Annotated in this window: 18 protein-coding genes; 12 read left to right on the top strand and 6 right to left on the bottom strand. The window is 70.3% G+C overall.

Going from position 1 to position 16,776, the window contains the following annotated elements; genetic code table 11:
* Window positions 1–9: 9 nt before the first annotated feature.
* Complete coding sequence (locus ACIBJC_RS05580; protein ID WP_399288308.1) at window positions 10–1,146, bottom strand: PQQ-dependent sugar dehydrogenase; 1,137 nt, start codon at window positions 1,144–1,146, stop codon at window positions 10–12.
* Window positions 1,147–1,392: 246 nt separating this feature from the next.
* Between ACIBJC_RS05580 and ACIBJC_RS05575 the strand changes: the two genes are divergently transcribed.
* The 4 genes from ACIBJC_RS05575 (at window position 1,393) to ACIBJC_RS05560 (ending at window position 4,363) form a co-directional block, all read left to right on the top strand.
* Complete coding sequence (locus tag ACIBJC_RS05575; protein WP_399288306.1) at window positions 1,393–2,427, top strand: threonine/serine dehydratase; 1,035 nt, start codon at window positions 1,393–1,395, stop codon at window positions 2,425–2,427.
* Window positions 2,428–2,439: 12 nt separating this feature from the next.
* A complete protein-coding gene (locus tag ACIBJC_RS05570; protein ID WP_399289774.1) occupies window positions 2,440–3,435 on the top strand; it encodes a helix-turn-helix domain-containing protein in 996 nt (331 codons plus the stop codon).
* A 350-nt stretch (window positions 3,436–3,785) separates the two neighbouring features.
* Complete coding sequence (locus ACIBJC_RS05565; protein ID WP_399288303.1) at window positions 3,786–3,968, top strand: hypothetical protein; 183 nt, start codon at window positions 3,786–3,788, stop codon at window positions 3,966–3,968.
* A gap of 68 nt (window positions 3,969–4,036) precedes the next feature.
* Window positions 4,037–4,363 (top strand): hypothetical protein, encoded by a 327-nt coding sequence (locus ACIBJC_RS05560; RefSeq protein ID WP_399288300.1) that lies wholly within the window; start codon window positions 4,037–4,039, stop codon window positions 4,361–4,363.
* Between the two features lie 80 nt (window positions 4,364–4,443).
* On the opposite strand, the gene ACIBJC_RS05555 is transcribed toward ACIBJC_RS05560, so the two are convergent.
* Complete coding sequence (locus ACIBJC_RS05555; protein WP_399289772.1) at window positions 4,444–5,025, bottom strand: TetR/AcrR family transcriptional regulator; 582 nt, start codon at window positions 5,023–5,025, stop codon at window positions 4,444–4,446.
* Window positions 5,026–5,060: 35 nt separating this feature from the next.
* On the opposite strand from ACIBJC_RS05555, the gene ACIBJC_RS05550 reads away from it, so the two are divergent.
* From ACIBJC_RS05550 to ACIBJC_RS05530, 5 genes are all read left to right on the top strand, one after another.
* Window positions 5,061–5,183 (top strand): hypothetical protein, encoded by a 123-nt coding sequence (locus ACIBJC_RS05550; RefSeq protein ID WP_399288297.1) that lies wholly within the window; start codon window positions 5,061–5,063, stop codon window positions 5,181–5,183.
* A gap of 144 nt (window positions 5,184–5,327) precedes the next feature.
* Window positions 5,328–6,047 (top strand): GntR family transcriptional regulator, encoded by a 720-nt coding sequence (locus ACIBJC_RS05545; RefSeq protein ID WP_399288295.1) that lies wholly within the window; start codon window positions 5,328–5,330, stop codon window positions 6,045–6,047.
* Window positions 6,044–7,066, top strand: a complete 1,023-nt coding sequence (locus ACIBJC_RS05540; RefSeq protein ID WP_399288292.1) for an ADP-ribosylglycohydrolase family protein — start codon at window positions 6,044–6,046, stop codon at window positions 7,064–7,066. Before ACIBJC_RS05545 ends, ACIBJC_RS05540 begins: the two co-directional genes overlap by 4 nt.
* A gap of 106 nt (window positions 7,067–7,172) precedes the next feature.
* A complete protein-coding gene (locus ACIBJC_RS05535; RefSeq protein WP_399288289.1) occupies window positions 7,173–8,642 on the top strand; it encodes a purine-cytosine permease family protein in 1,470 nt (489 codons plus the stop codon).
* Complete coding sequence (locus tag ACIBJC_RS05530) at window positions 8,639–9,601, top strand: PfkB family carbohydrate kinase (protein ID WP_399288286.1); 963 nt, start codon at window positions 8,639–8,641, stop codon at window positions 9,599–9,601. The genes ACIBJC_RS05535 and ACIBJC_RS05530 overlap by 4 nt, the downstream gene beginning before the upstream one ends.
* A 45-nt stretch (window positions 9,602–9,646) precedes the next feature.
* Here the strand turns inward: ACIBJC_RS05530 and ACIBJC_RS05525 are convergent, their stop codons facing one another.
* Entirely contained in the window at window positions 9,647–10,822 is a 1,176-nt protein-coding gene (locus ACIBJC_RS05525) for a serine hydrolase domain-containing protein (protein ID WP_399288283.1), read from the bottom strand.
* Between the two features lie 297 nt (window positions 10,823–11,119).
* On the opposite strand from ACIBJC_RS05525, the gene ACIBJC_RS05520 reads away from it, so the two are divergent.
* The gene (locus ACIBJC_RS05520; RefSeq protein ID WP_399288280.1) at window positions 11,120–11,773 is read left to right on the top strand and encodes a TetR/AcrR family transcriptional regulator; all 654 of its coding nucleotides are present in this window, start codon (window positions 11,120–11,122) and stop codon (window positions 11,771–11,773) included.
* On the opposite strand, the gene ACIBJC_RS05515 is transcribed toward ACIBJC_RS05520, so the two are convergent.
* Window positions 11,749–13,245 (bottom strand): LVIVD repeat-containing protein, encoded by a 1,497-nt coding sequence (locus ACIBJC_RS05515; protein ID WP_399288277.1) that lies wholly within the window; start codon window positions 13,243–13,245, stop codon window positions 11,749–11,751. The two genes, ACIBJC_RS05520 and ACIBJC_RS05515, sit on opposite strands and share 25 nt — an antisense overlap.
* A 183-nt stretch (window positions 13,246–13,428) precedes the next feature.
* Between ACIBJC_RS05515 and ACIBJC_RS05510 the strand changes: the two genes are divergently transcribed.
* Window positions 13,429–14,082 carry a DUF305 domain-containing protein gene (locus ACIBJC_RS05510; RefSeq protein ID WP_399289770.1) on the top strand — a complete coding sequence of 218 codons (654 nt, stop codon included), beginning with the start codon at window positions 13,429–13,431 and terminating at the stop codon, window positions 14,080–14,082.
* A gap of 32 nt (window positions 14,083–14,114) precedes the next feature.
* Here ACIBJC_RS05510 and ACIBJC_RS05505 read toward each other — a convergent pair whose 3' ends face one another.
* Together ACIBJC_RS05505 and ACIBJC_RS05500 are read right to left on the bottom strand one after the other, a co-directional pair.
* On the bottom strand, window positions 14,115–15,017 hold the full coding sequence (locus ACIBJC_RS05505; RefSeq protein ID WP_399288275.1) for a DUF6214 family protein: 903 nt from the start codon (window positions 15,015–15,017) through the stop codon (window positions 14,115–14,117).
* 125 nt (window positions 15,018–15,142) lie between these two features.
* On the bottom strand, window positions 15,143–15,532 hold the full coding sequence (locus tag ACIBJC_RS05500) for an ArsR/SmtB family transcription factor (protein ID WP_399288272.1): 390 nt from the start codon (window positions 15,530–15,532) through the stop codon (window positions 15,143–15,145).
* 113 nt (window positions 15,533–15,645) lie between these two features.
* Between ACIBJC_RS05500 and ACIBJC_RS05495 the strand changes: the two genes are divergently transcribed.
* A complete protein-coding gene (locus tag ACIBJC_RS05495) occupies window positions 15,646–16,725 on the top strand; it encodes an NADH:flavin oxidoreductase/NADH oxidase (RefSeq protein ID WP_399288269.1) in 1,080 nt (359 codons plus the stop codon).
* Window positions 16,726–16,776 lie beyond the last annotated feature (51 nt).

Raw genomic sequence — 16,776 nt, 5'->3', positions numbered from 1 at the left:
TCCTCCGTGCTACGCCGGGTCGATGCGGGAGACGCTGCCGCCGATGTCGAGCAGGTACAACTCGCCGTCGCCTCCCTGCACGAACGAGATGACCTGGCCGGCGTTGACTCCGAGGTCGCTCTCGCCGGTCACCTTGCCGTTCTCCATCCGCAGAGCGCGGACGGTGCCGTCGCAGTAGTCGCTGAACACGTACTGCGCCGTGAGGTCCGGGATCGCGTCGCCGCGGTAGACGAATCCGCCGGTCACCGAGCAGCCCAGCCCGTTACGGTCGTACTCGTGGATCGGCGGCACGTGGTTCGCGGGCTCCGTGCCGCCCCGGAAGGAGTGGTTGCCCTCCATCTCGGACCAGCCGTAGTTCTCGCCGCCCCTGCTGTCCGCCGGGGCCCAGTCGATCTCCTCCCACGCGCTCTGGCCCACGTCGCCGATCAGCAGGTCACCCGTGCCCGCGTCGAAGGAGAAACGCCACGGGTTGCGCAGCCCGTACGCCCAGATCTCACCCTTCGCGTTCGGGACGCCCACGAAGGGGTTGTCCGGCGGAATCGCGTACGGCTCGCCGCCGCTCGGGTCGATGCGCAGCATCTTGCCGAGCAGCGTGTCGAGGTTCTGCCCGTTGTCGTGCGGGTCGCCGCCCGAGCCGCCGTCGCCGAACGCGATGTAGAGGTAGCCGTCGGGGCCGAACTGGATGTCGCCGCCGTTGTGGTTGGCGTACGGCTGTGTCTGGGTGAGGACGGTGCGCCGGGTCTCCGGCTGGAGTTCGCCGTCCCGCACGGCGAACTCGTCCACGGTGCTGGTGCCTTCGCGGTTCGTGAACGAGATGTAGAAGTGCGCGAACTCCTTGTCGAACGCGACGCCCAGCAGGCCGCGTTCACCGTCGGTGGTGGTCTCGTCGGATATGTCGAGGACGGGCTCGCCGAGCCCCTGATCGTCCAGAACCCTTACCGTGCCCGCGCGTTCGGCTATCCAGACCGTGTCACCGGGCCCGGCGGCACCGGCGATGGGATTCTGGGCGGTGGCCACTTCCTTCAGCACGACCTCCGCCGCCCCGCGTGGGGCTGCCCGCTCGTCGGCGGAGGCCGTGGTCAAGGCGAGGGAGGCAATGAGGCAGATGGTGCCGATGATCGCCGAGCTTCTGGTGCGAACTTTCACCGTGACCCTCCTGGAGGCGGCGAATGGGGGTAACCCGGCTGCGTGGGGCAGAGTGGTGTGGGTGTCGCCCGCGCCAGCGCGCAACCTGGGTGGGGGGATTGTGTGCTACTGGCTACGGGTGAGAGTACAGGGGCAGGCGCGCCTGGAGTAGAACAGCGCGCCCCATCCGGCTGAATCCCACCTGGGGCAGCGGGAATTGACCATTACTCGATGGAAACAGCCCCGGCGGCACTACGCTGCTGTGCCGTGCAGGAGACGCGCCTCGACACCGCTCGGATCCGGGCGGCCCGCCAGGTCATCGACCCGGTTTTTCTCGACACTCCGCTGTACCACTGCGAGGCGCTGGAGCCCGAGCTCGGGTGCGCGGTGAGCATCAAGCTCGAAACGGCGAACCCGGTCCGCAGCTTCAAGGCCCGCGGCACCGAGGTGGTCGCGAGTCTGCTCGCCCACCGTGGCGCGCGGGCCGTGGTGTGCGCCAGCGCGGGCAACCTTGGCCAGGCCCTCGCGTGGTCCGGTCGCGCCCGGGGGCTCGACGTCACCGTCGTGGCCGCCCGCTCCGCGACTCGGGCCAAGCTTGATCGCATCCGCGCGTTGGGCGCCGGGTTGGAGCTGGTGGACGGCGACCACGAGACGGCTCGCGAGCGGGCGGCGGCCATCGCGCGGCACGACGGCATCCGGCTGGTCGAGGACAGCCTGGACATCGAGACCTGCGAGGGCGCGGCGACCATCGGCCTGGAACTGGTGGACACGGCCCCGTCGTTCGACGCCGTCCTGATCGCTCTCGGTGGCGGGGCGCTGGCCACCGGCGTGGGTCATGTGGTGAAGGCACTGGCACCCGGAGTCGAGGTGATCTGCGTCCAGCCGCTGGGCGCACCGGCGATGACACACTCGTGGCGCGGGCGGTGTGTCGTCACCACCGACTCGACCGACACCATCGCCGACGGCGTCGCCGGCCGGTGTCCCGTCCCGGCCGTCCTGGACGACCTCCTCCTGGTCGCCGACGACGCCGTCCTGGTCCAGGAGGCGTCGATCACCGCCGGTATGAGGATGCTCCTCGACCACGCCGGCCTCGTCGTCGAACCGTCGGCCGCGCTCGGCATCGCGGCGATCATCGAAGACCGTGACCGTTTCGCCGGCCGGCACGTCGCCGTCATCGTGTGCGGCAGCAATGTCGACATGGACGCTTATCACCACTGGGTCGGTGCGGCACCCCTCCACAGGTCATCAGGCACACGATCGCTGCCCTCGAATTCTCCGCCCGGGCCGGTACGTTCGCTGTGATTGACTGCCGTGATGCTGCACGAGTCGGTATTCCGCACCATGGATCTGCCTCCGGAGGACCGCTTCGAGGCGTGGACACAGCGCATGGGCCGGACACACGCTCCCCTGGATCTGTCCAGTGACCGTGCGGCGGACTACCACGCACACCAGCGCCTGATCGAGCTCGGCGATGTGGTGGTGTGGCCTGCGACCTTCGACTCCCTGGTCTTCCGCCGGACACCGAAGCTCGTTCGCCAGTCCGATCCCGAGGTCTACCACCTCTCCCTGCTCCTGCAAGGTGAGGCCGGCGCGACCTGGGACAAGCAGGAGGCCACCTACCGGAACAGCGACATCCACATCAACAGCTCGTCACGGTCGTACGAGATATTCACCGGGTCCGACCCGGTCACCATTGTCGGAGTCGAGGTCCCCCGGGCGTTGGTGGCTCTGCCCGGCCGCAGGGCCGACCAGGCGGTCGGGCGGCCCGTATCGGGCCGAGGGGGAGTCGGCGCGCTGTTGTCGCAGTTCCTCGCCCAGTTCGTCTCGGACACCGGCACGTATCAGCCACAGGAAGCGTCACTGCTGGGTACCATCGTCGCCGATCTGGTGACCGCGGTCTTCGCGCATATCCTGGACGCCGATCTCCTGATGCCTCCGGAGACCCACAGCCGGACCCTGGTCCTGCGTATCAAGGCATTCATCCGCCGGTATCTGGGAGACCCGGAGCTGACACCCGACCGGATCGCCGCAGCACACCACATCTCGCGCAGCCATCTGTACCGCCTCTTCCAGGCCGATGGCCTCAGTGTGGGCGCGTACATCCGGGAGCAGCGGCTCAAGAACGCCCGGCGTGACCTGGCCGACCCCGCTCTGCGCACCATGCCGATCCATGCCGTCGCCGCTCGCTGGGGTTTCCCCCGCCCGGCCGACTTCACGCGCGCGTTCCGCACCCTCTACGGCATTCCGCCGAGCGAGCTCCGCCGAACAGGAGCCGTCGGCGACGCGGTCAGGGCTGGGACGCTGCGCTAAGGAGGCGTGGACTGTCCGCCAACGACAAGCCGAGGGGCTCCCGGCACTCTTGTGAGCGCCGCAGCGATGTAGCGATGTAAGGGATCCACCACAGGGGTGGGATCCAGACATCGGGACAGACATGCGGCCGACTCAGCCAATCCATTTGACCTAGCCGGGGGTATCACTCGATGGGAAGCACTCTGCGCGACCGCGGGAAAAGCGGCTTGACGAGAAACACGTCTGTACGAGTCGCCCTTACGGGGTCCGCGATACTCGGCCTCATGTTCACGGCGTCCGCCACGGCGTCGGCGGCCGCTACGGGACGGCCGACGGGATGTACCTACCAGGTCGCCGACACCAAGATGACCGTGGCGAAGTGCAGCAGTGCGAACGGTGGCCACTACCGCGCCGTCGCGAACTGCACGGACCCGGACACCGGAGACATCGTGACCTTCGTCGGCGACTGGCGGAACAACGGATCGTGGTCCAAGTCCTACTGCCAGGGCGCGAGCAGGACCATGTCCGCCGGAATCGAAACCAAGGTGACCTGACCTGCGGGGCGCCCGCTTCCGCACACGGCATTCCGCTCGACGACCGCACAGCGAAAGGATCCACTCCAGTGAAGAAATGGCCGGTTCTCGTCATGGGCGGCGCGCTCGCCGCGTTCTCCCTCAGCTTCGGGGGCACCGCCTCCGCGGCACCCGCCGGGGCGACCGCCTGGCCGACGGGCTGCACCTACCAGAGCAACTTCAACAACGGTGCGATGGCCCGCTGCGACCACAGCAACGGCGGCCACTACAAGGCCGGCGTCAACTGCCTGCGCCAGGACGGGGGCGGCATGGTCGTCCTCGACGCCGTCGCCTGGCGCACCAGCGGCTGGTCGAACGTGTACTGTCCGGCGCTGACCGTGTTCCACTCGGCGAGCATCATCACCAAGTCCACGTGACAACCGCTCTGTAGGGAACGTGGGTCGCGCCTTCCCAGAACCGCCTCCGCATCAGCGGAGGCGGTTCTTCGGCGTACGTGTCAGACGCTTCGGTCAGGAGTGGTGGCACCGAGAAGGGCCAGGCAGTTGCCCCACAGGGCGTCGAGGCTCTGCGTGTTGTTGTACAGCTTGGCGAAGAGCACCTGGCCCTCAAGCTGGGCAACCACGGATCGCGCCGCCTCGTGGGTGTCGGCGACGGTGGCCTCTCCGCGGTCGCGGGCTTCGCCGACAACCGCGTCGACCATGTCGACCTGGGCGTCGAAGATCTGTTGCAGGCGTTCGCGGATGGCCTCGGTCTGGTTGCTCATCTCCAGGGTCAGGTTCCCGAACAGGCAGCCCGAGACGGTGCCGCAGCTCTGCTGCCCGGCACGCCGGTCGGCTTCGGTGGCCTCGAACAGCTTCCGCAGCCGCTGAAGGGGCGGGGCGTCGCTGCGCAGATTACGGTTCCAGCCGCTGCGCAGAGCGGACCAGTGCTCATCGAGTACGGCCAGAGCGAGCTCTTCCTTGGAGCTGAAGAAGTAGTAGAAGCTGCCCTTCGGTACGCCTGCCGTCCGGCAGATCTCGGCCATGCCCAGTGCGGAACAGCCGTGCAGCTCGATGAGCGTCTGCGCGGCGCCGAGAATCCTCTCTCACGAAGGAAGACGTCACGACCGGCCCGATGCGCGACATCCTCGATCGCTGGAAGGCCGCTTTCGACGGTCACCAACTTCGCGGGCTGTTCGGACATCCGGAGACCGTGCACCGGGCCGTGACGGCACTGCGCTCCCGCACCCTCGTGTGAGCGGGTGTCGGGGCCGCCGCACGGCCGGCCCCGACACCGCTCCGCCGAAGCCGCCGAAGCCGCCGAAGCCGCCCGCCAACGCCGTACGCAAAGATTCGGTCACGGTCATGGACCTGCGGGGGAAGGTCCGCGTACGTTCTAGACATGCCTGGACAGGTACAGAAGCATCATCGAATCGCCCGCGTTCTCGCCGACGAGATCCGCTCCGGCGTGCACTCGGACGGCGTCAGACTGCCCGGGGAGCACGCCCTGACCCAGCGGTTCGGCGTCAGCCGCACCACGCTGCGGCAGGCCTTGCAGGTCCTCGGCGAGCAGGGGCTGATCTCCACCCACGCCGGAATCGGCTCATTCGTCACCTTCGACGGTACGCCCCTGGACAACCGCCTCGGCTGGGCCCAGGCGCTCGCCGAGCAGGGCATCGAGCTGCCCGTCGAGATCCTGCGCTTCGAGGAGGTGACCGACCGGGAACTGGCCGGGGAACTGGCCCTGGAGTCGAGTGCGTTCATCGCGCTCGACCGGGTCAGACGCCTTCCCGACGGCCGGGGCGTCTCGTACGAACGCAGCAGGGTCCCCGCGGTCGGGGAGCTGGCCGGTCTCCCGCGGCGCGGTCTCGGCGGCGGCTCGCTGAGCACGGCGCTCGTCGCCGCGGGCCGGATCACCGACTCCGGCGAGGGCCTGGTCTCGGTCCGGGGGCTCGACGCGGCGGAGGCAGCCCTGCTGAACCGCTCCCCCGGCGAATCGTTCCTCCACCTGGCCCAGGTGTACCGGGCCGCCGACGGCTCGGTCGTCGAGCAGGTCACCAGCCTGCTCGACCCGGTCCGGTTCCAACTGCACGTCCGCTCGGGCCGAGGAGGCCAATCGTGAACGATCAGCTCGACCGCGCCCTGGGCGCCTACTACGGACTCGCCCTCGGCGACGCGCTGGGCATGCCCACCCAGGTCATGTCCCGGGAGGATGTCGTACGGGTCTACGGAACCGTCACCGGCTTCGAACCCGCCCTGCCCGACAACCCGGTCAGCGCGGGCATGCCCGCCGGATCGGTCACCGACGACACCGACCAGGCGGTCATCGTCGGAAGGCTCCTCGACGAGGGGCGCGGCAGGATCGATCCGCTCCGCCTCGCCCACGAGCTCCTCGCCTGGGAGAAGGAGATGAAGGCCAAGGGTTCCTTCGATCTCCTCGGCCCGTCCACCAAGGCCGCCCTGGACGCCGTCGCCCGGGGCGTACCGGCCGCGGAGGCCGGCAGGTACGGCTCCACCAACGGCGCCGCGATGCGCGTCACCCCGGTCGGCATCGCCTTCGCGGCCGAGCCGTCGGCCGACTTCCTCGACCGGGTCGTGGAGTCCTGCCAGGTCACCCATGACACGACGGTGGGCATCGCGGGAGCCGCGGCCGTCGCCGCCGCCGTGAGCACCGGGGTCGGCGGGGGCACCCTGGACCAGGCCGTCGCCGCGGCCGTCACCGCGGCGCGGGCCGGCGCCCGGCGCGGGCACTGGATCGCCGGGGCGGACATCGCGGCCCGGATCGAGTGGGCGTGGCATCTGGTGGAGGGCCTGCCGCAGGCCGAGGCCCTGGACCGGATCTGCGCGCTGGTCGGCACCAGTGTCGCCAGCCAGGAATCGGTACCCGCGGCGTTCGCCGTGCTCGCGGTGGCCGACGGGGACCCGTGGCGCAGTGCGCTGCTGGCCGCCAGTCTGGGCGGCGACAGCGACACCATCGGCGCCATCGCCGGAGCGGTCGCGGGCTCGGTCGCCGGGCTCTCGGCGCTGCCCGCCGAGGCCGTCCGGACCCTCCGTACCGTCAACGCACTCGAACTGGAGCCGCTGACGGTACGCCTCCTCGGCCTCCGCGAATCCGGCCCCGCGCCCGCGCCGGCCGCCTGAGCCGTACGCCCGGTCAGCGCCCGCCCGTTCCCGCGGGTCGGCCTCCGGGTGTCCGCCCCACGCACCCGCCCCACACGTCTCTTCGCACCACGCAAGGAAGTCCGTGATGACCGTTTCGAGAACCCACGACGTTGTCGGTTCCGTGGAAACCCGAGGGATCGAACCGGTCCCGGATGCCGAACGACACGGCCACGCCGGTCAGATGTTCTGGACCTGGTTCGCCGCCAACATCAGCATCCTCGGGCTTCCGCTCGGTGCCACACTCGTCGCCTTCCGCGGGCTGAACATCTGGCAGGCGGCGCTGGTCGCCCTGGTCGGCTCGTTCGGCTCCTTCGCGCTGGTCGGCGCGCTGAGCCTGGCGGGCAAGAAGGGCGGGGCGCCCGCGCTCACCCTCTCCCGCGCGGTCTTCGGGCAGCGGGGTAACGCCGGCCCGACGTTGATCAGTTGGCTGAGCAGGATCGGCTGGGAGACGATCACGACGACCACCGCGGCCTACGCCCTGCTGGCGCTGCTGGCGATCGCGTTCGGCGTCGGCCGGAACACCGTGCTCACCTTGGTCTGTCTGCTGGTATTCATCGTCTGCACACTGCTGATCAGCGGTCTCGGACACGCCACCATCATGTGGATCAACAAGTGGGCGACCGTCGTCTTCGGGATCCTCAATCTGATCGTGATGGGCTTCCTGGTCGCGACGGTCGACTGGACGAAGGTGCTCGACGCGCCGGCGGGACCGGCCAGCGGAGTGGTGGCGGGCATCGGCTTCATCGCCGCGGGCACCGGTATCGGCTGGGCGAACGCGGGCGCCGACTACGCGCGCTATCTGCCGCGCGAGATCCCGGGGCGGCGCCTCGTCGTGGCCTCCGCGTTCGGCGCGGGCGTCCCGCTCGTGCTGCTGATCTCGCTCGGATCGCTGCTCTCGGCCGGTGACCCGGCGCTCGCCACCGCGTCCGACCCGGTCGCGGCCATCAACGCCATGCTGCCTTCCTGGATGGCCGTCCCGTATCTCGTCGCGGCCTTCGGTGGCCTGCTGATGTCGAACCATCTCTCCACCTACTCCGCCGGCCTGACCATGATCACGCTGGGCCTGCGGGTGCCGCGTCCGGTGGCCGTGGCCATCGATGTCGTGCTGATGTTCGCCGGCGGCCTGTACTTCATGCTGATCGCGAAGGACTTCTACGGCCCGTTCACCACCTTCCTGACGCTTCTGGCCGTGCCCGTCTCCGCGTGGATCGGGGTGGTCGCGGTGGACTCCCTGCGTGGCCGCGACTACGACGCCGCGGCGCTGATGGACACCACACGGGGCAGCCGGTACTGGTACACCGGCGGCTTCCATCTGCCGGCCGTCACCGGCTGGGCCGTGGCCATCGTGGCCGGTCTGCTCTTCACCGAGGCGGGGACGAGCGAGAAGGACCTGTGGTTCTCCGGTCCCCTCGCCGGCACCTGGCTCGGTGTGAACGGTCTGGGCTGGGCGATCTCGATGGCCGTCGGCGCCGGTGTGTACGCGCTCCTCGGCCGCCTGGACAGCAGCCCGCGCAACGCCCCGGCCGTGTCCGCGCTGAACGAGGCCGGCCGATGAGCCGCCGTGTGGTCCTCGCGGGCAACGTCATCGCGGACCTGGTCATCGAGGTCCCCGCGCTGCCGGAACGGGGCGCGGACGTCATCGGCTCACGAACCCGGCTGACCGCCGGCGGCGGCTTCAACACCCTCGCCGCCGCCCGGCGCCTCGGTACGGAGGCGGTCTTCGCCGGACTCCACGGCACCGGCCCGTACGGCGACCTCGTCCGCGAGGCACTCACCTCCGAAGGAGTCAGCGCCTTTCTGCCGGCCCGCTCCGACGGCGACACCGGCTTCACCGTCGCCCTGATCGACGCGGGCGGCGAACGTACCTTCATCACGAGTTTCGGTGTCGAGGCGCACCTCACGGAGGCGGACACCGCGGCCGTCACCGACCGTCTGCGGCCGGGAGACCTGGTGCAGCTCTCCGGATACGGTCTGGCGATTCCGGACAGCGGCCCCCTGCTGTCCCGTTTCACGGCCGCCCTGGGCCCGGACGTCACGGTCTGTCTCGACCCGGCGCCGCTGGTCGCCGACATTCCCGACGCGGTCCTGGCACCGGTACTGGCCCGTACGGACTGGCTCAGCGCCAATGCCCGCGAGGCCCGGCTGATGTCCGGCCACGGTGACCCGGCGGCGGCCACGACGGCACTGCGGGACCGGCTGGCGCCGGGCGCGGGGGTGATCGTACGGGCCGACAAGGACGGCTGCTGGCTGGCCGCCCCCGGGAAGCCCACCCGGCACGTCCCCGGCTTCCCGGTCCTGGCGGTCGACAGCAACGGAGCGGGCGACGCCCATGTGGGGGCGTTCCTGGCACTGCTCGCCCAGGGCAAGGACCCGCTGACAGCCGCGCGGGGCGCCAACGCCGCGGCGGCCTACGCGGTGGGCCGCCGCGGCCCCGCCACCGCACCGGACCGTGCCCAACTGGCCGCGTTCCTGGGCGAAGACCCGCTGGCCGGGCTGCTGTTCGGCACCGCCTGACTCGATGGGGAGGGAGGGGAACCCGAGTCGGAGGTTCCCCGTCGTTCAGGCGGTGCGACAGAGGGCGCGGTCGACGAGATCGCGCAGCGCGTCCTCCTGACGGGCCGCGCTCCGCGGGTCCCCGGCGCGGCTGTGCGCGGAGACGGTGACGCTGCGCCGTCCGTCCGTGGTGGTCGCGGCCCGGACCACGTATCCGAAACCGCTTCCGCCGTGCCCGAGGTAACCGCCGCCGCAGGACAGCGGGGTGAAGAAGAGGCCCAGGCCGTCCCGGGTGCCCGCCGGGTGGCCGCTGTCCGGCGGCAATGGGACGGTGTTCCGCATGGCGGCGAGTTCGGCGGGTTTCAGCAGCCGTCCGTCGACCAGGGCGGTGAAGAAGCGGTTGAGGTCGCGGGCCGTGCCGGTCATCGAGCCGTCCGCCCCGCTGTCGAAGGGACGGTAGGGGATCGTGGTGTCCACCATCGGGCCGTCCGCGGTGAACTGCTGGTAGTTGGACGCGTGCGGACGCGGCAGGAAGGGCCGGGTGCCGGGGGTGTCGGTGTGCCGCAGGCCGAGTGGGCGCAGGATACGGGCGTGGACCTGCTGTTCCCAGGTGTGGCCGGTGATCTTCTCGATGATCATTCCGGCGAGTACGTAGTTCGTGTTGGAGTACGCCCAGCGCGTGCCCGCCGGGAAGTCGGGTGCGTGGCGCATGGCCAGGGCGACCAGTTCCGCGGGCTGGTAGGCGCGCCATCGGTCGGCGAAGTAGGTCTGGGCACCGGGGTCGGGGAAGACGTCGTAGATGTAGTCGTACAAGCCACTCGTGTGCCGCAGCAGGTCGCGGACGGTGATGGTCCGGCCGTCGTTTCCGGCTCCGGACACGACCCCGGGCAGCAGTTGCCCGACCGTCTGGTCGAGGGAGATCCGCTTCTCGCCCACCAGTTGCAGCAGGACGGTGGCGACATACGTCTTGGTGGTACTGCCCAGACGCAGGTAGCCGTCCTTCGGGACCGGGCGGCGTGTGACCAGGTCGCCCACCCCTGAGCGGGCCGTGACGGTCCCGCGCGGGGTCTCCAGGCGGACGGCCACGCCGGTGACCCCGGTTTCGCGCAGCGCGTCGGCGTCACGCTGCACGGACCAACTCGTGGTGGAGGGGCGCGGCGTGGCCGAGGCCGCGGCGGACGGCAGTGTCGACACGGCCAGCGCGAGCGCGACCGCTGATATCCACGGAGTTCGAAGGATCATGCCCCGAGGCTAGGGACGGCGAAGGGCGTCAGCCATCCGGGATACGCCCGGCTCGGACGGGGGCCAGCCGGATGGACAACCGCCCCTTGCCGGCCACCCGTTCGTCCGGGGTGAGCGTCCTGCTCGCCCCTGGCGGCGCGTCAGCGCGTTCCGCTCCGTTGACCTGCACCGCCGGGTCTTGGACGATCCCCCGCGTCGCCCAAGACCGGCGGCAGCCCCGTACAGCAGGCCCGCAGGGGCCCTCAACGGGACGTCCCGAGTATACTGGCTTAGAGCCAGTCAACGCAGGAGTCGAGCATGTCCCCGCGGAGCGCGTCGGTCAATGAAGAGCTGCGCCGCCGTTCACGGGAGCGGCTGCTCCAGGCGACGGTGGAGCTGGTCGCCGAGCGCGGTTACGAGGCCACGAAGCTCGCGGACATCGCCGAGCGGGCCGATTCGGCGCGCGGGCTCGTCTCGTACTACTTTCCGGGGAAGCGCCAGCTCCTCCAGTCCGCCGTACACCGGCTGATGCACCGCACACTCGCCGCCGCCCTGGAGCGCGAACCGGTACCGGGGGACGGCCGGGAGCGGCTGGCGCGGGCGATCGACGCGATCCTCGGACTCACGGTGGAGAGCCCCGTCCTGATGCGGACCCATATGGCGGGCATCCTCCAGGCGGAGGGGTTCGTGCAGTGCCCGGAGCAGCAGCGGCTGGCGGGGCTGCTGCGCGAGACGGTGGAGCGGTACGGGTCGGCGGCCCCGGACAGTGACTATCCGATGCTGCGTGCCCTGCTGATGGGCGCGGTCTTCGCGGCGCTGATGCCGGGCGCGCCGATGCCGCTGCCCCGGCTGCGGGCGGAGCTGTTCGACCGCTACCGCCTCGACTGGGAGTTGGGCGTTCCGCCGGGCGTGAGGCCGCCCGGCGGAACGTCTCAGGGCATCGTCCTTCAGTGGCCGAAGCCGCCGAAGTAGTCGGGCTGCGTCTGGACGTTCAGCTCGTCCATCCGCACCCGCTTCGCGGGATCGGTGAGACGGTCGTCGAGCTTCAGCACGTCGAAGCCCTTGACCATGTCGTTCGAGTAGATGTAGCCGTTGTAGTAGTACGCGGACCAGGTGCCGCCGCCCACCAGCGTCTCGGCCGAGATCGGACCGCGCTCGAAGTACGCGATCTCCTTCGGCTTCGAGGAGTTGGTGAAGTCCCAGACGGAGACGCCACCCTGGTACCAGGACTGGACCATGATGTCGCGGCCCTTGACCGGGATCAGCGAGCCGTTGTGGGCGACGCAGTTCTCGGTGTCGGCCTGGTGCCGGGGGATCTTGTAGTAGCTGCGGAAGACCAGCTTGCGCTGGTCGCCCTTGCCGACGATGTCGTAGATACCGTCGGCGCCCCGGTTCGGACCGATCGCCTCGTTGCAGGTGGCGGCGCCACCGCCGCCCAGCTCATCGGTGAAGATGACCTTGTTGGCCTTCTGGTTGAACGTGGCCGAGTGCCAGAACGCGAAGTTCACGTTGTCCTGGACCCGGTCGATCACCTTGGGGCGTTCCGGGTTCTTGATGTCCATCAGGATGCCGTCGCCCATGCAGGCACCGGCCGCCAGGTCCTTGGAGGGCAGCACGGTGATGTCGTGGCAGCCGGTGGTCGCGGAGACACCCGGGTTGGCGGGCGCTCCCGGGTTGCCGCCCTCGGGGAACAGCACCTCGAACTTGAGGAGTTCGGCCTTCTGCGGGGCCTTGCGCGGCACCTTGATGATGGAGATGCCGTCGTGCGGCGGCTGGCAGTCAGGGAAGGACGTGCTGGGCGAGTACGACGAGACGTAGACGTAGACGTCCTTCTTCTTCGGTACCAGCGTGTGGGTGTGCGAGCCGCACGCCGTCTCGACGGCGGCCACGTACTTGGGGTTCCGCTTGTCGCTGATGTCGAAGATCTTCATGCCCTCCCAGGACTCCTTGACCGCCGCGGACTGCGCGACGCTGTTGCAGGAGTTGTCACTGCGGGAGGAGTCGGTGGAGAGGAAGAGCAGGTTGCCGGAGACCGAGATGTCGTTCTGCGATCCGGGACAGAGAACCTGCGCGACGGTCTTGGGGGACTTCGGGTTGCTGATGTCGAAGATCCGGAAGCCGTCGTAGTTCCCCGAGAAGGCGTACTTGCCCTGGAAGGCCAGATCCGAGTTGGTCCCCGTGATCAGGTCCTTCGGGACGTTGGTCACGTGGGTGATGTTGGAGCTGTGGACGACTTCGTCCACGCCGGGTATGTCACCCTGCGCGATGGCCTCCTTCACCTCGGTGGCCTGGCTCTTGGAGATCTTCTCCTTGGCCGGGGCGTCGCCGGGGTCGGGGGTGGCGACCGCCGGCCCGGCGGTCAGCAGCGTCGCGAAGAGCCCGGCCGCGGCTGCCGCCACGCCCAGACGTCTGCGCCGCACGCGGGTGGTGTGCAACGAGGTCACTACGTCCTCCCTTGTATCCGTCCAGAGTTGAACGGGTCTCGGACCTCGGCAGTATCGTCCCTCCCATGTACATATCAACAGATGGCAACAGAGACGTAATGAAAGTTTTTGATCACTCTCACGCGGAAGCGTGTTAGGAACGTGTTCAGTCCTGCCCATGTGTTGTAGGAGGTCGCTGTGTTGATCCGCCACCGGAATCCGCGGGCCCGCCGGTCCGCCGTCGCGGCGGCGGTGGCCGTCGCCGTACTCGCCCTGGGAGCCTGCGACTCGGGGGACGACAAGGCCGCGGAGACCAAGGCGGAGCAGGGCCCTGGCGTGGTGGCGCCCGGAAAACCGGGCGAACCGGCCAAGACGCTCTCCCCGGAGGAGGCGAAGAAGGCCGCACCCGACGACACCCCCAACTCGGCCGATTTCACCTACGCGCAGATGATGATCGTCCACCACGCACAGGCGCTGGACATGACCGAACTCGTCCCGGAGAGGGCCGACTCGACGCAGGTGAAGCGGCTCGCGGCGCGGATCTCCGCCGCGCAGAAGCCCGAGATCGAGGTCATGGAAGCGTGGCTGAAAAACAATGGCGGGGCAAAGAAGGAACACAGCCATGGCCATGCGACGATGCCCGGCATGGCGACCGAGGCCCAGCTCACGCAGTTGCGCGCGGCGAAGGGCGCGGCGTTCGACGAGCTGTTCCTGAAGCTGATGATCACTCACCATCAGGGCGCGGTCACGATGGCGACCGAGGCGGTCTCCGAGGGCAACAACGTCCTGGTCGGGGAGATGGCCAACGAGGTCATCGCCCAGCAGACCGTCGAGATGAACCGGATGCGCTCGATGTGATTCCGGGCGGCGCCCGGTGACATCGCGTCAGGTCAGCGGCGGTGGTGACGGGGGCTGAGATGACCGTCGTCGCGGGCCCCGGCGATCAGCCTGAGCGCCTTGCGGCGGCTGAACCCGGTGGCGGACATGACGGCGAGTACGGGGTCCTGGCCGGCGCTCTGGGCGGCGCGGTAGATCTCGGCGACCCCGCGCCGGGCGGCCCCGCCGCGCGGGACGGAGGTACGGGCACGGTGGCGGCCGGATTCCGAGGGCGCCGGCTCCTCGCCGCAGGAGGGCCCCTCGGGAGCTGACCCGGGGGCCGCCGCCGTCGCGGGCGCGGGTTCCGTCACGGCCTCCGGCCCGGGCCGGGTCTCGCAGCCGGGCCGAGGGTCGAGGGTGGGGGCCGGAGCGGGGGCGGAGGCAGGTCCGGAGCCGGGGTCGAGGTCGGAGCCGGGGGCAGGGCCGGGACCTGGGGCGAGGTCCGCACCCGCGCCGGGACCGGAGCCGGAGCCGGGCGCGACGCGGGGCTCCTCGGGCGGCGTCCCCACCTCCACCGCCTCCACCGCGTCGGGCAAGGTCTCGCACGGGACCGCGGCGGCCGGCTGGGGTACGGGCGGTCTGTGCGGCCCGGCGACCACCTGGCAGGCGCTCTGGAGCGGCGCCTCGATCGCGTCGGCCAGCGCCGCGAAGCCGTCGAGCGCCAGGGGCGGATCGGCCTGCGCGTCCTCGATGGCGATCCGGCCGTCCCGTACCACCGCGAGGACATCGATCCGGGCACCGTCCTGGAACGTCAGACGGACATCGACCCACGGCGGCAGGATCTCGCGCCGCTCGTCGCCGTCCCGGGGGTCTCCGACGGCGGTCACCGTGCCGTGCCCCTGCACTTCCCACACGGGCCACTCGCGGGCGTCACGGTCATGGGGTTCCTGGGCGGACATCAGTCTGTGTTCCGACACATTCACAACTTAATCAGGCAATCCGCCCCTATGGTTATGGCGCGCACACGCCGGTCCGTACGGCACCCTGTCGGCTCATAGCACCGGCACGCCGCCCGCGTACCGCACCGGATCGTGCGGCTTCATCACAGGGCCGGAGCACCGAGCCGTACCTCCTGCGCGGCGGCGGCACCCAGGACGCCGCCGAGCAGCCCGGGGAAGAGCGCGTCCAGGTCGTCCCGGCGCAGCCCGTTCATCTTGGCCGTCCCCCGGTAGACCTGCCGGATCACCCCGCTCTCGCGCAGCACCCGGAAGTGGTGGGTGGTGGTCGACTTCGTGACGGGCAGGTCGAAGTGCGAGCAGGACAGCTCACCGTCGGCGGCGGCCAGGTCGCGGACGACCCGCAGCCGCAGGGGGTCGGCGAGCGCGTGGAGCACACCCTCCAGGCGGATCTCCGTACAGGGCGGGTGGGCGAGTTCACGGGTGCTGGTCGCGGCGGTCACGGCGGCTCCACTCGTTTCGGGATGTCCCTCCATGGTACGAGACTCTTCGTAGTTTGACATTTACCGTACTACGGTGGGTACCGTACGAAGCGTGGGTCGGCCCCCTCCGTACCGGCCCCTCCCCGACGTGGTGAATGGAGCCTGCCGTGAGCGCACTGTTCGAGCCGTACACCCTGCGGTCGCTGACCGTCCCGAACCGGATCTGGATGGCGCCCATGTGCCAGTACAGCGCCGAGGAGACGGGCCCCGACGCCGGTGTGCCGGGCGACTGGCACTTCACCCATCTCGCGGCGCGCGCCGTCGGCGGTACGGGGCTGATCCTCACCGAGGCCACGGCCGTCAGCCCGGAGGGCCGCATCAGCCCGGCCGACCTCGGGATCTGGAACGACACCCAGGTGGCGGGCTTCCGCCGGATCACCCGCTTCCTCGCCGAACAGGGCACCGTCAGCGGTATCCAGCTCGCCCACGCAGGGCGCAAGGCATCCACCGACCGGCCGTGGAAGGGCGGCGGCCCGGTCGGCCCCGACGCCAACGGCTGGGAGCCGCTGGCGCCGAGCGCGGTGCCCTTCGCCGACGGCCACCTCCTCCCCGCCGAGCTGACGGTGGAGCAGATCGAGGAGATCGTCGGCCAGTTCGCGGCGGCGGCCCGGCGCGCCCGGGAGGCGGGGTTCGAGGTCGTCGAGGTCCACGGAGCGCACGGCTACCTGATCGGCGAGTTCCTCTCGCCGCACAGCAACCGGCGTACGGACGCCTACGGCGGCTCCTTCGAGAACCGCGCGCGCTTCGCCCTCCAGGTCGTGGACGCCGTCCGCGCGGAGTGGCCCGACGAACTGCCCGTCTTCTTCCGTATCTCCGCCACCGACTGGCTCGACGAGGGCGGCTGGACGGTGGACGACACGGTGCGCCTCGCGGACGAGCTGCTGGCGCACGGCGTGGACCTGCTCGACGTGTCCAGCGGCGGCAACGCCGCCGGCGTACGCATCCCCGTCACCCCCGGCTACCAGGTGCCGTTCGCGGCCCGGGTCAGGGCCGAGACCCGGCTGCCCGTCGCGGCGGTCGGTCTGATCACCGACGCCGAGCAGGCCGAGAAGATCCTCGCCAACGGCGAGGCCGACGCCGTGCTGCTCGGCCGGGAGCTGCTGCGCGACCCGTCCTGGGCCCGCCGCGCCGCCGGTGAGCTGGGCGGTACGGTGCACACCCCGCCGCAGTACCACCGCGCCGTCTGAGACACGGGCCGGCCGGGCGGCCCGGCCGGGCCGTCCGCGAGCAAGGAGAAC

Origin of the sequence: Streptomyces sp. NPDC050509 (assembly GCF_044457965.1) — a bacterium.
GTDB lineage: Bacteria > Actinomycetota > Actinomycetes > Streptomycetales > Streptomycetaceae > Streptomyces.
Note: the sequence above shows the minus strand (reverse complement) of the source record. Positions and strands in the feature narration are given on the sequence as shown.